The following is a 13,603-nucleotide window of genomic DNA, read 5'->3' as shown; positions in this document are numbered from 1 at the left end:
CCTTGATAGCTTGGTTCGTCCTTGCGCTTCAGCGCGGCGCGGGTTTCTTTCGGCGTGAGTCCGGCGTAGACCGGCGCGGTCGGCTGTTCGTCGGTGAAGAGAATCCAGTCGCGGTCTTTCTTCGGCAAATCGCGCCACGGTGTATCGACGTCGTAGCCAAGGGTCACCAGAATGTCGCGCAGGTTTTGTCCGTGCCACGCGGGCGGCCATGCAGCGATTGCGCGCTCGCGAATGGTCAGCGAGTCGTCGGGCACCATCGATTTTTCCGTCACCTCGTACACGCGGCCAAGTCCATGGCAGGTCGGGCAGGCTCCTTGCACCGTGTTCGGCGAGAAATCCTCGGCAAACAGCATGGGCTGCTTCGGCGGGTAGTCGCCCGTGCGCGAATAGAGCATGCGCACGAGACTCGACAGCGTGGTCACGCTGCCAACCGACGAGCGCGCACTCGGCGTGCCGCGCTGCTGCTGCAAAGCGACTGCGGGCGGCAGGCCTTCGATGGCGTCCACTTCGGGCACGCCGACCTGCTCGATCAGGCGGCGGGCATACGGCGCGACCGATTCGAAATAGCGCCGCTGAGCTTCGGCGTACAACGTGCCGAATGCCAGCGACGATTTGCCCGATCCGGACACGCCGGTGAAGACGACCAGCGCATCACGCGGAATCTGCACGTCGATGTTTTTCAGATTGTGTTCACGGGCGCCGCGCACCCGCACGAAGCCGGTGAAGGCAGGTTCGTCGGACGGCGGCGGCGTCGAGCGAGCTTTGTTGTGGATGGCGTCCATTTCGATGATTGGCGGATAAGCATGGCTCTGCGGGCGCACGCTAGTGAACTTGCACAGAGCATGCCCGACAGTTATCCGGCGATGATGCCACTGAAGGCGCGCACGCAGCGCCGTCGATCCGGAAATGACCGCCTATCACTGAAGCGCTTATCCGCGCGCAGAGTGCGGTGGCTGCCGGAGGCGCCGCTGGCGGCGCGGAAGATGGCAGTCTTCGCCCCTCGGAGAGTTCGCCATGGAAAACGCCGTGTACTGGGGCGACCGTTAAGCACATTAAAGCAGCCGTAGAGGTCAGGCCGGGTTCGAGGTCCGGAGCGGGTCACGTGCTGCCGAGTGCGGACTAGCCCGGTTGATGTTGCATATGCTCTTGCATAAGGAGTACGCGGCCAATTTTGCCGTTCGCCCGTCCCGCAAATGTTCCGTTCGAGCGGCTGATCTATTCCAGAACGTGCCGCATGACCTTGCGAAGCGTTTCTCCATGAAAGGTCATTCGCCCATCGTCATTAATCACGCGGCTACGGGTCGTTTTCCTGACATTCGCAGTGTGTGCCTGGATCCTGGTTTTGATCTCATCCGTCCATCGATGGTGACGCTCGGGTTTGCCCCCACTTCGCCATAAACAAATGGAATTGCTTTGCGACGAATATTTGATTGGATTTCCCACGGATGCGGGCATATCGTCAGTCAGTCCAATGCTGAAATGTGTACGTTAGCATCGGAAACCGGCCTCGCCGACAGAACAAAATATCCAGGAGACTTACCCATGGAGCAATCTTCTACGGCGCCGCGTGTGCCGGAGTCGGGCAGCAGTAACGCTCACAACATCGCTTCCAACGACCAGGCTTCCCCACGGGTGCGGCGAATTCAGCGGACCGCGCTTGCTCTGCTCCTCCTGAGCGGGATCATCAATTACGTCGACCGTGCAACACTGTCTATCGCGAATCCGCTGATCCGGCACGATCTCGGACTCTCGGTCGCGGAGATGGGCCTGTTGCTGTCGGCGTTTCTATGGGCTTACGCATTCGCGCAACTGCCCGCGGGCGCGTTGGTCGATCGCTTCGGCGCGCGCGTCATGCTGTCGGTCAGCCTGGCGACATGGTCGGTGGCGCAAGTGTTCGGCGGTGTGGTGAGCAACTTCGGCCAGTTCTTCGCCGCTCGCATGGTGCTGGGAATAGGAGAGGCGCCGCAGTTTCCGACGGCCGCCAAAGTCGTTCGCGACTGGTTCGGCAAAAAAGAGCGGGGCGCCGCGACCGGCATCTGGAACAGTTCGTCGACGCTTGGCACTGCAATATCGGCGCCTTTGCTGACGGTCTTGATGTTGACCGTGGGATGGCGATGGATGTTCGGCATCATGGGAATCGCCGGCCTCCTCGTGGCACTCGGCTTTTTTCTCGTGCATCGCGACCCGCATCAGGTCGACTTGACGCAGCGGGAGCGCGCGTATCTGTCCGACGTCGATGGCGAGGCCCAGACCCGTCCGACGTGGCGCGAGTGGCGCCGTCTGTTCGAATTCAGCACCACGTGGGGCATGCTGCTGGGATTCTTCGGCACGATCTACGTGCTGTGGCTTTACAACGCGTGGTTGCCGACTTATCTGCAAATGGAACTTCACCTGACTATCGCAAAGTCGGGATGGGTGGCCGCGGTTCCCTATCTCTTCGGCGTGGTGGGCAGTCTCTCTGGCGGAAAGATTTGCGACGTGCTCGCACGGCGAGGCGTATCGGCGATCAACAGCCGGAAGTATCCGATGGCGGCGTCGCTTTCCGGTGTCGCCGTGTTCACGGTGCTGACCGGCCTCACGCACAATGTGACGCTGGCGGTCGTCTTCATTTCGATCTCGATGTTGCTGCTGTATGTTTCGAGCAGTGCGGCCTGGGCGACCGCGTCCGTTGCGGCGCCCGCCAATTGCACCGCTTCCATCGGCGCCATGCAGAATTTCGGCGGCTACTTCGGCGGCGCGCTGGCACCGGTGGTCACGGGCTTCATCGTGCAGCAGACCCACTCGTTCGAGCCCGCGCTGTTCGTCGGAGCGGCCGTTGCCGCTGTCGCGGTGATCGGCTACTGGTTGCTCGTGCGCGGCCCGATTCCGCCGGCCGCGCTGACCCGCGACGCGTAACAGCAAAACGATGCTACCGCGGGCGAGAGTCTCGACTCTCGCTTCTGCTGTCAGCCGGGTAGTGCGGAAGGCAGCGGGATGCCATAGCGCCGCGCGCAGGCTTCGAGTGCCGGCGCGATCGTCGGGTGCAGAGCGACCCCATCGCGCAGTTGCTCGCGCTCCAGGCTCAATCCGCGATCGCCCGGCATGCGCACGCTCGCGGTTCCAGGACGCGGCGGATTATCGCGGCATGCATCGCCGAGCCAGTCCATCTGCCGCACGAACGCCGCGAGACCGCCGAAAGCCGCCGGATCGTATAGCGAAAGAAATACGGTAGCGCCCCATCCATCGGCAGGATCGGCTCGGCCGTGGCCTGCCAGCCCGCCCGTCAACGCCTCGATCAACAACGCCAGCCCGAAGCCTTTATGTCCCCCCGTTATGCCGCCAATCGGCAGGATGGATCCCGGGGGTTCCGCACCGAGCACGCCGGGGTCGCGGCTGGGCTGCCCATCCGCATCGAGGAAGCATGCTTCGTCGAAGAGTTGTCCCGCTTTGTGTCGGCGCGCGGTCATCGCGTTCGTCACGATCGATGAAGAGATATCGATCAAAAACGGTGTGCCCGAGGTCGGAATCCCCGCCGCGATCGGATTCGGTGTAAATACGGACCGCGTTCCGCCGTGAGGGGCCACGCTTTGCACCGCCGGATCGGAACTGCTGAGCAAGATCATGAATCCGTCGGCAGTGGCTCTTTCGAGATAACTCGCAAGGCAAGCGATGTGGTGGCTGCGCCGGATCACCAGCGTCGCCGTGCCGTACTCCTTCGCCCGCGGCGCCAGTGTTTCGATCCCGCTGAGAACCAGCCACGGGCCAGGCAGACGCCGACCATCCCACAACACGCTGCCGCCCCGGTCTGACACGACCTCCGGCTCGCCGGAGCAGGTCATCGCGCCGCTTTCGATCTCACCGATATAGGCGGGCAGCAACGCGAGGCCGTGCGTGTCGTGTCCCATCAAGTCGCCGTCGACGAGCGTACGAGCGACTGCCAGCGCTTTGACGTCCTCCATTCCAACCCGGACCAGTAGACGCTGGGCGAAGGCTTGCAGTTCGTCGGCTGAGTATCGGACTTGTGTATTCATGGGTGGGCGTCAGTGAGGATGATTGTTCGAAGACTGTCGGGCCGGCAAGGCCCGACGCGCTTTGAATTGTCGTTCGCGCTTGCGATAACCGTCCAATTGCGGATTGCGTAAAATCGATTCCATCTGGTTATAAATCCGATCGTGTTTACCCTATGTCGCAAGATTCCAGCCTTTCCATGACGCAAGTGCTGACAAAGCTGCGTTTCAGGCATCTCCAGTTGCTCGAACTGCTCGGTCGTACCCGCAACCTCCGTATCGCCGCTGAGCAGATGCACGTCACGCAACCGGCTGCCACGAAGATCCTCAGCGACCTGGAGGCGATGTTCGGTGCGCCGCTGTTCGAACGGCTGCCGCGCGAAATGCGGCCGACCGATCTCGGTACGCTGTCGCTGCGTTACGCCAGCACGACACTGTCCAATCTGGGCAAGTTTTCGAGCGAGTTCGCGACCTTGAAAAATGGCGGCTATGGCCATCTCACGGTCGGCTTCATTCCGGCTTCCGCCGCGCAACTCGTCACCGCGGCTATCAAGGAGATCCAGCGCCGGCGCCCGAGACTCATCATCAAACTGGTCGAGCAAAGCAGTGATCAGCTCGCGACGTGGCTTGAGGAAAGGCGGCTCGATATGATGATTGGGCGCCCGACCGAGCCACGACACGAGGCTCTTTTCGATGTGGTCGATTTATTGGCGGAGCCGGCGCGTGCGGTCGTCGGGAAGCATCATCCGTTGCTGAAGCAGCGGCGCATAGAGATCGCCGACCTGGGCGAGTGGCCGTGGATCTTGTATCCGCAAGGCACCGCCATGCGGCAACTGTTCGAAGAGACGTTCGCGGCGGCTGGCATGGTCGCGCCGGTGGGCATCGTGGAAACGCCGTCGATTTTTTCGACGCTAGAATTGCTGCAGGCCACCGACATGATCTCGCTTCAACCCAATGCAGCGATGGACAAGTACGTCAGGCATGGCCTTCTAGGCTATCTGGACGTGCCGATACGGCGGACAATGTCGAACTACAGCGTCATTACACGAAAAGACGAAACTGCTTCGCAAGCGATGAACGAATTCGTTGCGATCCTCCTCGAGATCGCCGCGCAATACTAGGTTGGTCGCCGTGACGGTCGCGAGAGTACGTTTCGCGGTTCCGTAAGCAAGGGCAGCGTCGGCATTCTTTTATGTGCTCGCTGCTAAGGTTCGGCTAGCACGGTCTCAGCATCTGGCTGCCACGCGTACGCGTCAACTGTCCCCGTTGCGCCACTCAGTCAGCTTTTCACGCTGATTCACTTCGATAAACGACGGCAGCGCACACAGCCTGTGGATGTAGCTCGCCAGATGCGGCCAGCCGGCGGTCGCCGGGCGTGGCATGTTGCGGGTCCAGCGCATCAGCACGAGCGCGAGCAGATCGGCGGTGCTGAGCCGCTCGCCCACGAGGTACGCATGACCGGCGCCGCAATGCGCGTCGAGCCGGGCGCAAGCGTCCTCGATACGACGTTGCGCCAGCGCGCGCACCGCGCCGGCGCCGGCCGGGTCGCCGTCGCTATCCGCGTAGAACCAGTCGCGCATCGCAGGCAGCACCGTATTCGCCAGATAGACCATCCATTCGAACCACGGCGCGCGCTGCGCGGAGCCAGGCGCGGGCGCGAGGCCGGCGTCGGGATGGCGTTCGGCGAGCAGCATCAGCAGCGCGGCCGATTCGTGGCGCGGCACGCCGTCCACGACCAGCGTCGGCACTTGCCCGGCCGGATTCAGGCGCAAGTAGTCGGGGTCGCGCTGCTGGCCCGCGTCGATATCGACCAGCCGCGCTTCGAATGGCACGCCCATTTCGATCAGCATCCAGTGCACCGGCATGCTGGCCGCGCCCGGCGAGTAGTAGAGAACGTAGGACATAGCGTGCGAAAGCGGAATGAAAGAAGGGCTGCCGCCGGAAGCGGACAGCCCTGCTAAAGAGCGGCACTAACCGGACGCTCAGATCGGCACGCTTGCCGCCGCGCGGCTCATTGCACCGATGCTTGCGACTTCTGGCCGGCCGCGTGCGACTGCGTGAGCGCGCTGACGATCACGAACACGACCACGTTCACCGCCAGCGCGAGGAAGCCGATGTTGACGTCCTTCAGCGTGTCCGGCAGGAACGGCATCAGTTGACCGACGCTCCAGTGCAGCGTGGTGGTCAGCGTGACCACCGCGACGCCGGCCAGGATGCCGCAGAACGCGCCCTGTTTGGTCGCGCGGCTGCGCGGCATCAGGCTGCAGATCACCGCCGGGAATAGCTGGGTCACGAAGTTGTAGCCCATCAGCAGCAGCGCGACGATCGTCTCGCCGCCTTGCAGCGTGAAGCCGACCGCGACGAGCGCGACCACCGGCACCAGCATCCGCGCGATCGTCGCGACGGTCGCATCGGTGGCGCTGCGGTTCAGCATGCCGCGATAGACGTCGTTGGCGAGCAGCGTCGACGCGGACGTCAGGATCATCGAGCCCGGCACCAGCGCGGTCAGGATGCCGGCCGCGCCGATCACGCCGACGAACCACGGATCGAACGTCTGCAGCGACAGGCGGAACAGCGACAGGTCGATGTCGCCGCCTTTGAGGCCCGGCACGCGCAGCGTCGCCGCGAAGCCGACGAAGAACACGAACAGCAGAATCAGCTGATAGAGCGGCAGCACCGCGGCGTTACGGCGGAAGATCCGCTCGTCCTTCGCGGTGAAGATCGAGCCGAACGTGTGCGGCCACATGAAGAAGCCGAGCGCGGTCAGCAGCACCGTCGACTGGAACCAGACCACGCTCGAACCGTGCGCGGGGAAGGTCAGGAAGCCGGGCTTGGCCGCGTCGATCGCGCGGAACATTTCGCCCACACCGCCGTAATAGTGCAGCGGCAGATAGATGCCGAGGAACAGCACGATCGCGAGAATCAGCATGTCCTTGACCACCGAGTTCCACGCGGAGCCGCGCACGCCCGAGACGATCACGTACGCGGTGACGACGACCGCGCCGATCCAGATGGCCGCGGTCGACGAAATCGCGCCGTACGAAGCGGTCGCGACGATGATGCCGAGGCCCTTCAGTTGCAGCACGAGATACGGAATCAGCGCGGCCACGCCGACCAGTGCGACCAGCGTGCCGAGCGCGGGGCTGTCGTATTTGCGCGCGAAGAAATGCGGCTGCGACACCAGACGGTGCGTCTTCGCATAACGCCAGATCGGCGGCAGCATCCAGTACGACAGGATGTAGGCGAGCGTGCCGTACGCGAGGATGTAGTAGACCGGCGCGCCCTTGCCGTACGCGAAGCCGCTGCCGCCGAGGAACGTGAAGGTCGTATAGATTTCGCCAGCCATCAGCAGGAACACGAACGCGGTGCCGAAGCTGCGGCCGCCGACGCTCCACTGTTCGAGGCTCATGTCATGGCCACGGCGCGCGCGCACGCCGAGCAGCAGCGCGCCCAGCGTGACGGCCGCGATGATAACGAGTGCGCTCATGGGCGAACCTCCTCGCCGTCGGCGGCGACATGACGGTTGGTCGGGTCCAGGTTGTAGATGATCGCCATGATGATCGAACTGAGGATCACCCACATGACGATCCAGGCCAGCACGAACGGCATGCCGAGCACCAGCGGCTCGACACGATTGACAAACGCAATGCCGACGAGCATGCCGATGAATGGCAGTGCGGCAAGGACACGAAGCAACATGAGGTCAGCTCCTCGAACTTGTAATAAGTGTTATGGAAAGTCCAGCTTCGCTGACGACTGTATGCCGGATACTTCCGTTCCGTAAAGGGGATCAAAATAAAAGTGAGGCTTCCGAAGGTTGCCAATGCATCGGTCAGGCCAGGATTGCTGCGCTGCAAGGCGAGAATTCAATGCGGCGCGCCCGTGCGGGCGTGATGCTCGAACGTCGTTTTCGCGGTTTCGCTGGCCCGGCGCGATATGATCGTGCAGCTTCTGGAGCATTTTCCGGGCCGCTTCACGCGTCCGGGCTGACCAGCATGGAACACATACGGACACACACATGGTCGAAAGTCTGATCTCGGACATTCTGTTCGGCTTCACTGGCCTGATCAGCATCATCAATCCGATCGGCGGCGCTTTTGTTTTCCTCGACCGCACCGCGTCGCTGACCCGGGAAGAGCGCACCGTGCTCGCCCGCAAGATCGGCACCAACGCCGCCTGCGTGCTGCTGGTCGCGTTTTTCATCGGCACGCCGATCCTGCATTTCTTCGGCATTTCGATGGAGGCGCTGCGCATCGGCGGCGGGCTCGCGCTCGCGGTGGGCGGCTGGCAGATGCTCAACGCGCCGGAGACGCCGGCCGAGCAGACCGAGGTGAAGCGCGTCGATGCAGACAACGCGATGTCGCGCGCTTTTTTTCCGCTTACCGTGCCGCTGACCACCGGGCCGGGTTCGATTGCGACCGCGATTGCGCTGTCCGCGAATCGCACGCACAAGCTGTCGGCGTTCGTGATGTCGAGCATCGCGTCGGTCGCGATCACGCTCGCGGTGGCCGTTACCGTGTACCTGGTCTATAGCCGCGCAACGGTGTTCGCGCGCTACCTCGGCGTCGAGGGCACCAAGGTCGCGCTGCGGGTGTCGGCGTTTCTGCTGCTGTGCATCGGCGTGCAGATCATATTGACCGGCGTATCCGAATTCCTGATCCCGATCGCGACGATGCCGCCGGTGGCCCGCTAGTCGATCTGCGTGACTGGCGCGCACCTAGCGCGTGAGCAGCATTGCGCTGAGTACCGAGAACGCCGTCGCGGGCAGCTCGGCGAGGCGGCTGATCACCACGTTGCGCGGATAGAAGTCCTCCACCGCGTCGGTCAGCACGCCGACGCCGACCAGTTCGATGCCACGCTTGCCGATTGCCGCGACGCGTTCGCGCAGATCGCTGCGCAACACTCGCGGGTCGCCGTCGCCGGTCGATGGGTAGCCGTCCGAGAACACCATCAGGATGCGGCGCGCGGCCGGATGATCGGCAAGCCGTGTCGCGGCCCACGCAAGCGCTTCGCCATCCGGGTTTTCATGACCGCAGTCGATCTCGGCGATGCCGCTCAGATCCGTCGCGCCAAAGCGCTTGTAGATTTTCAGATCGAGCCGTTCGACGCAGCGGTTGTAGCGGCGCAGATCGGCGCCCGCCGCCAGCTGTCGTTCGTAGAGCTGCTTCATCGGCGCCGATTCGAGCGAGCAGTAGCCCAGCACTTCGCAATCGAACGACAACTGCGTGAGCGCGTCGCAGAGGGCGCTCGCGCACAGCCGCGCGAGTTCGATCTTGCGGCCGGCCATCGAACCGCTGCGGTCGATCAGCAGGCTGACCGCGACGTCGCGGCCCTTGGCGGCGCGCTGCGTGCGAAACGGCGTGCGATAGCCGGGCGACGTCGCAAGCTTCGCGAGCGCGGCGCGGTCGATCTCGCCGCGCTCCTGTTCGCGACGCCAGCGGATGCGTTCGTCGGCGCACAGCGCACGTTCGAGTTTTTCCTTCAGCGGCGCGGTGTCCGCGCGGGCTTGCGCGCGCAGCGCGCGCCATGCGGCGCTGTCGCCCTGGCCGGTCACATCGGCGATCACGTCGAATTCGGTGGCGAGCGGGATCGACAGCAGCATCGGCGGCGCCGACGCCGTGGCCGCGCCGGCGTTGCCCGCGTCACGCGTGGACAACGATGCAGAGCCGGCCAGCGTGCGGCCCATGCCGACCGCGTCGTCCGACTGGGCGCCGCCGCTCTTTTCCGGCGGCGCGGCGGCTGCGTTGTCCCGATCGGGCGGCACCGCGCCATCATGATCGTCGTCGCCGAACGACGCGGACGAGGCCGCCGTTTCCGTGTCGATATCCTCAGCCGGGCCGGCGGTGAACATCATGTTGTTCGCATCGCCGGCCGACAACGCGCGCACGCGTGCGACCAATTCCCGCGCAACCGCAATGCTGCGCATCGTCGAACCGCTCGCGCGCGCGTCGTGCAGCAGATCCTGCGCCGCATGCAACGCGGCCAGCAGCGAATGGCTCGCCTCGGTGCGGGTCGGCGCTTCATCCCACAGCGCGCGTTCGACCAGCCAGGCGAGCCGGTCGCGCCAGTGCAGCTTCGGCCAGCGTTGCCGCACGCGCTCGGCCGCATGCGCGCGCAGCTTGCCGATGAACCAGCGCGCGCCGGGATATTCGTCGAGCAGTTGCGCGCATACCCGCCGATCGTCGATCACCTGCGCGAGCTTCGCGGTGATGCCGTCGGGCAGCGTAGCGAGTTGCGCGAGCGATGCATGCTTGGCGCGCGCAACCAGCAGGTCCAGATAGCCGATCAACACGTCGCGTTCGATGCCGGCGTGCGCGGCATAGTCGGGAATCACGATACGGCCCGGCTCGACGCGCGGGCCGTCGGGGCTGAACACGACCGTCACGCCGTATTGACCGGTCAGCACACGCGCGACCTTGCCGAGCGTCGATTCGAAAGCGAAGCCTTGCGTGTCGCGTTGCAGGTGGGCGGGGTGGCGGGCGTTCATCGCTGGCTGCGCCGATACGTCCGCTATCCTGCCGGCGCGATGTGATGACGGATGATGCCGCGAATCAGCGCGGCGTCTTCCGGGCTCACCTTCGCGTAGATGGCCGGGCCCGCCGCGCGTTCCGGGTCGCCGGTGCGCAGCATCAGTTCGGCCCAGTCGAGCAGGCGCCGGGTCGAGAACGCGCTCGCCAGATCCTCGCGCGCGAAGGCCGCGCGGCAGTCGGCGGCAATCGCGGCGAGCGTGGCCGCGAGCGCGCGTGTCATATGCGGCGCGAGCGTGCGCACCAGCACGTCGGTTTCCTCCGCGGGCGTCAGATAGTCGAGCAGGTACACGCGCCAGCGATCGAGAAACGCTTCGTTCATCAGATTCGCGCCCTGGTACAGATGGCGGAACTGGCTCATCGCGCCGACCGCGTTCGCGGTGGCGAAGAGCCGGAAAGCCGGATGCGGCGCGACGATCTCGTTGCCTTTCTCCTTCAGCAGCAGACGGCCGTGCGGTTCGAGCACGGCGGTCAGCGCGGCGAGAATCGACGGCTCGGCGAAGTCGATTTCATCGACGATCAGCCATAGACCTTCGCGCATCGCGCTCGGCAGCACGCCGTCGACCCACAGCGTTTCGCCACCCTTGACGGTCCAGAAGCCGACGAAATCGCCGGCCGTGGTCTGGCCGTTCATATTCGAGCGCAATACGGGATGCCCGGAACGCGCGGCAACCTGTTCGATCAGACTCGTCTTGCCGGCCCCGGTGTGACCGATCAGCATCACGCGGCGGTTCTCGACGATGTCCTCGACGATGTCGTTAAAACGCGGTGAAAACAGATAGGCGTGGTTAATGGGCGGCACGAGCGGATGGGGTATGCCGCACGGTACGTCGACCGTGCCGATGCGGACGGTGCTGCTCGATCCGTCCCGCACGGTGTCGTTCGAGCTTGCGCGCTCGCGCTGCTTTTGCGCGAGCATGCTCGCCGACGCCCGCTGAAGTTCGGGCATGAAAGCGACGCGCGTGCGCTCATCGTCTTGGCCCGCGTCGCTGCCGTCGATCGCAAAGCCTTCACGGCGCCACTTCTTCAACTTCGCGCGCAGATTCTCCGCGTCGACGATGAGATCGATATCGACCGTGCCCGCGCCGTTCTCGTCGTCGGCGCCATGTTCGAGGCGATAGGTCTCGGGCCGGTCGCCGACACTGACGCGCCACCACTGCGCGCCGGTTTGCGTCGCGCGTCGATAGAGGCCGAGGTTCTCGTCCTTGTTTCCGTCTTCGTGGTCGATCTGCTCGGGCGCGCTCATGGCAAGAAGGTCGAAGATCGAATCGCACGATGCGCTTCGATCTCGCTGAGGCCAAATTGATCTGGCTGAGGCCAAATTGCCGTTCATCTTAGCGTGCGCGGCTTTCGATCGCCCTTATATCGCGGCCTGGGTGCCGGCCTTCGGTTAGCAGAATGCGTAAGCGCGATCAGTTGTTCGACGCCGGGCAATCGTTATCGGCGATTGCACCGCCGCGACCGGCTAGACGAAGGCCGATGCATGAGTGGCGGCCGGTTGACCGGCGGGTCGCCTTCGGGCGCTTCGCCCGGCTGGTCGAGCGGATCATCGAGCGGATCGTCGGGCTGCGGGTCCGGGTCGATGCTCGGCGGCGGTGCGGTGGGCGGTTTGTGAGGATCCGCATCCGGCGGTATCTGCGTATGCATGCGCATCGCGCCGGATAGCGCGAACGATAGCGCGCGCGATGACCGCCGGTTGAACAGGCCGTTCGAGGGGCTAGCGCGCAGCGTGGCGGGCGGTGAAAACATCGCGGTCTCCTGGAATTGCTGGTTCATACGCGCAACGCACATGCCCCGCGCCGCACCGGAGCGCCGCATCGACGGCCGGCAGCGCCGCTTGAGGAACGTGTATTGCTCGATGCCGTCACGCGCCCATTCGTCAGCCGCTCAGTGAAGTCACTGCACGCGGCGAAAAGCGCGTGCCGCCGGCATCGGCGCAAACGACCCAAAGCACAGCACGAGGAACGCACATGGCGAGACACAAGGCCGATGTGGCTGACGACGACTTCGAGATCTACGCCAGTTATCACGGCACAGGCGACGGCCGCTACATCGGCGGACTCAAGGTGGTCAGGAAAGCGGACAAGCGCATCCTGTTTCCGTTCGATGGCGCCCCCCAGATCGGACCGTATGCGACCGCCGACGAGGCACGTCGCGCGGCCATCGACTATGGCCGCGAGATCGTCGCGGCCGATCGCGCGGCGCCGGAGACCTGAGCGTGGCGGCACGCGCGCGGCTTGCGCAACGGCGCCCGCCATCACGGCATGCCGCCAAGCGACGGCGAGATCGTGCTGCCGCGCGCGGGATCGTCTGGGGTTTGATCAGGTTCGCTCGGGCGTGCCGACAGCGGCGGATGATCGCGATAGCAGGTGTCGACGGAACTGTTGACGAGGCAGCCCTGAAACGCGTCGGCGTCGCTCTTTTGCGCGAACGTGTACAGCGTGCGTTCGACCTGCACCTCGGTATCGGATACGCGAATGGTCGTGATGCTCATGACGTGCTCCTTTTTACAAAGAGATCGTGCGGACGTGCTCTTCTCGAGCGCGCAACGCCCGTGCCCGTCCCGGCGCTTGCGCCACCGCTTGCGCCACATTCGCGCAGCGCACCCGCTGCGCGCGGCGCGACTCGCGACGGGTGCGCGCGAGGCGCGTTTGTTGCTGGATGAGTGAAGTGCCTGTCTGAATGACAGAACGTGGACGAACGAACGAGGAGGGCCTCATGCAGGATCGCGAATCGATCGATACACCGCCGCCAGAGCCGGGCGCCGCGCCCGCCGGACAGCAGCGTGACGGCAGCCAACCGCGTGATCCACCGGCCATGTCCGATGAAGTCCGCGCGCGCAACAAGCCGAGCGGCACGCACTATGTCGAGCCGAGCCCGCTTGGCATCGAGCCGGTCGAACAAACCGGCGTGGACCGCCAGACCAATCCGCCACGCTCCAACGAAGCGCCCCGTCAAACCGCCGAAGTCCCCTTGGGCACCGGCGCCGAGGCAGAGCCGGCGGGCGGCGGCGGGCGCGCATCGCATCAAGCTGACTAGCGCGCAGGGTGACATGGCGCGGGGACAACGCGCCGCGCCCGCCACCGTCTG

At 64.7% G+C, this 13,603-nt stretch carries 13 protein-coding genes and 1 pseudogene; 5 read left to right on the top strand and 9 right to left on the bottom strand.

Going from position 1 to position 13,603, the window contains the following annotated elements:
• A pseudogene (locus VGH68_RS08660) lies at positions 1-782 on the bottom strand (excinuclease ABC subunit A); the annotation flags it as partial.
• A 760-nt stretch (positions 783-1,542) separates the two neighbouring features.
• On the opposite strand from VGH68_RS08660, the gene VGH68_RS08655 reads away from it, so the two are divergent.
• Positions 1,543-2,895 carry an MFS transporter gene (locus VGH68_RS08655; RefSeq protein ID WP_331603168.1) on the top strand — a complete coding sequence of 451 codons (1,353 nt, stop codon included), beginning with the start codon at positions 1,543-1,545 and terminating at the stop codon, positions 2,893-2,895.
• Positions 2,896-2,945: 50 nt separating this feature from the next.
• Here the strand turns inward: VGH68_RS08655 and VGH68_RS08650 are convergent, their stop codons facing one another.
• The gene (locus VGH68_RS08650) at positions 2,946-4,010 is read right to left on the bottom strand and encodes an Ldh family oxidoreductase (RefSeq protein ID WP_331603167.1); all 1,065 of its coding nucleotides are present in this window, start codon (positions 4,008-4,010) and stop codon (positions 2,946-2,948) included.
• Positions 4,011-4,162: 152 nt separating this feature from the next.
• Between VGH68_RS08650 and VGH68_RS08645 the strand changes: the two genes are divergently transcribed.
• The gene (locus VGH68_RS08645; RefSeq protein ID WP_331603166.1) at positions 4,163-5,107 is read left to right on the top strand and encodes a LysR family transcriptional regulator; all 945 of its coding nucleotides are present in this window, start codon (positions 4,163-4,165) and stop codon (positions 5,105-5,107) included.
• A gap of 132 nt (positions 5,108-5,239) precedes the next feature.
• Here VGH68_RS08645 and VGH68_RS08640 read toward each other — a convergent pair whose 3' ends face one another.
• The 3 genes from VGH68_RS08640 to VGH68_RS08630 all read right to left on the bottom strand — a co-directional run bounded on the left by VGH68_RS08640 (position 5,240) and on the right by VGH68_RS08630 (position 7,685).
• Entirely contained in the window at positions 5,240-5,890 is a 651-nt protein-coding gene (locus tag VGH68_RS08640) for a glutathione S-transferase family protein (RefSeq protein ID WP_331603165.1), read from the bottom strand.
• Positions 5,891-5,997: 107 nt separating this feature from the next.
• On the bottom strand, positions 5,998-7,473 hold the full coding sequence (locus tag VGH68_RS08635) for a sodium:solute symporter (protein ID WP_331603164.1): 1,476 nt from the start codon (positions 7,471-7,473) through the stop codon (positions 5,998-6,000).
• Complete coding sequence (locus tag VGH68_RS08630) at positions 7,470-7,685, bottom strand: DUF3311 domain-containing protein (RefSeq protein WP_331603163.1); 216 nt, start codon at positions 7,683-7,685, stop codon at positions 7,470-7,472. The genes VGH68_RS08635 and VGH68_RS08630 overlap by 4 nt, the downstream gene beginning before the upstream one ends.
• 319 nt (positions 7,686-8,004) lie before the next feature.
• Here VGH68_RS08630 and VGH68_RS08625 point away from each other — a divergent pair, with 319 nt between their 5' ends.
• Positions 8,005-8,679 (top strand): MarC family protein, encoded by a 675-nt coding sequence (locus VGH68_RS08625; protein ID WP_331603161.1) that lies wholly within the window; start codon positions 8,005-8,007, stop codon positions 8,677-8,679.
• A 24-nt stretch (positions 8,680-8,703) separates the two neighbouring features.
• On the opposite strand, the gene VGH68_RS08620 is transcribed toward VGH68_RS08625, so the two are convergent.
• The 3 genes from VGH68_RS08620 to VGH68_RS08610 form a co-directional block, all read right to left on the bottom strand.
• On the bottom strand, positions 8,704-10,473 hold the full coding sequence (locus VGH68_RS08620; protein ID WP_331603160.1) for a cobaltochelatase CobT-related protein: 1,770 nt from the start codon (positions 10,471-10,473) through the stop codon (positions 8,704-8,706).
• Between the two features lie 23 nt (positions 10,474-10,496).
• Positions 10,497-11,759, bottom strand: coding sequence for an AAA family ATPase (locus VGH68_RS08615; protein WP_331603159.1), 1,263 nt, complete (start codon positions 11,757-11,759; stop codon positions 10,497-10,499).
• A 191-nt stretch (positions 11,760-11,950) separates the two neighbouring features.
• Positions 11,951-12,262: a hypothetical protein gene (locus VGH68_RS08610; protein WP_331603158.1), complete on the bottom strand. Its 312-nt coding sequence runs from the start codon at positions 12,260-12,262 to the stop codon at positions 11,951-11,953.
• A gap of 221 nt (positions 12,263-12,483) precedes the next feature.
• Between VGH68_RS08610 and VGH68_RS08605 the strand changes: the two genes are divergently transcribed.
• Entirely contained in the window at positions 12,484-12,729 is a 246-nt protein-coding gene (locus VGH68_RS08605) for a DUF6723 family protein (protein WP_331603157.1), read from the top strand.
• A 41-nt stretch (positions 12,730-12,770) separates the two neighbouring features.
• Here VGH68_RS08605 and VGH68_RS08600 read toward each other — a convergent pair whose 3' ends face one another.
• Entirely contained in the window at positions 12,771-13,007 is a 237-nt protein-coding gene (locus VGH68_RS08600) for a hypothetical protein (RefSeq protein WP_331603156.1), read from the bottom strand.
• 224 nt (positions 13,008-13,231) lie between these two features.
• On the opposite strand from VGH68_RS08600, the gene VGH68_RS08595 reads away from it, so the two are divergent.
• The gene (locus VGH68_RS08595) at positions 13,232-13,552 is read left to right on the top strand and encodes a hypothetical protein (RefSeq protein WP_414696914.1); all 321 of its coding nucleotides are present in this window, start codon (positions 13,232-13,234) and stop codon (positions 13,550-13,552) included.
• The last annotated feature ends 51 nt before the right edge of the window (positions 13,553-13,603 follow it).

It is taken from the genome of Paraburkholderia sp., assembly GCF_036488505.1.
In the GTDB taxonomy this organism is placed as follows: Bacteria; Pseudomonadota; Gammaproteobacteria; order Burkholderiales; family Burkholderiaceae; genus Paraburkholderia.
Note: the sequence above shows the minus strand (reverse complement) of the source record. Positions and strands in the feature narration are given on the sequence as shown.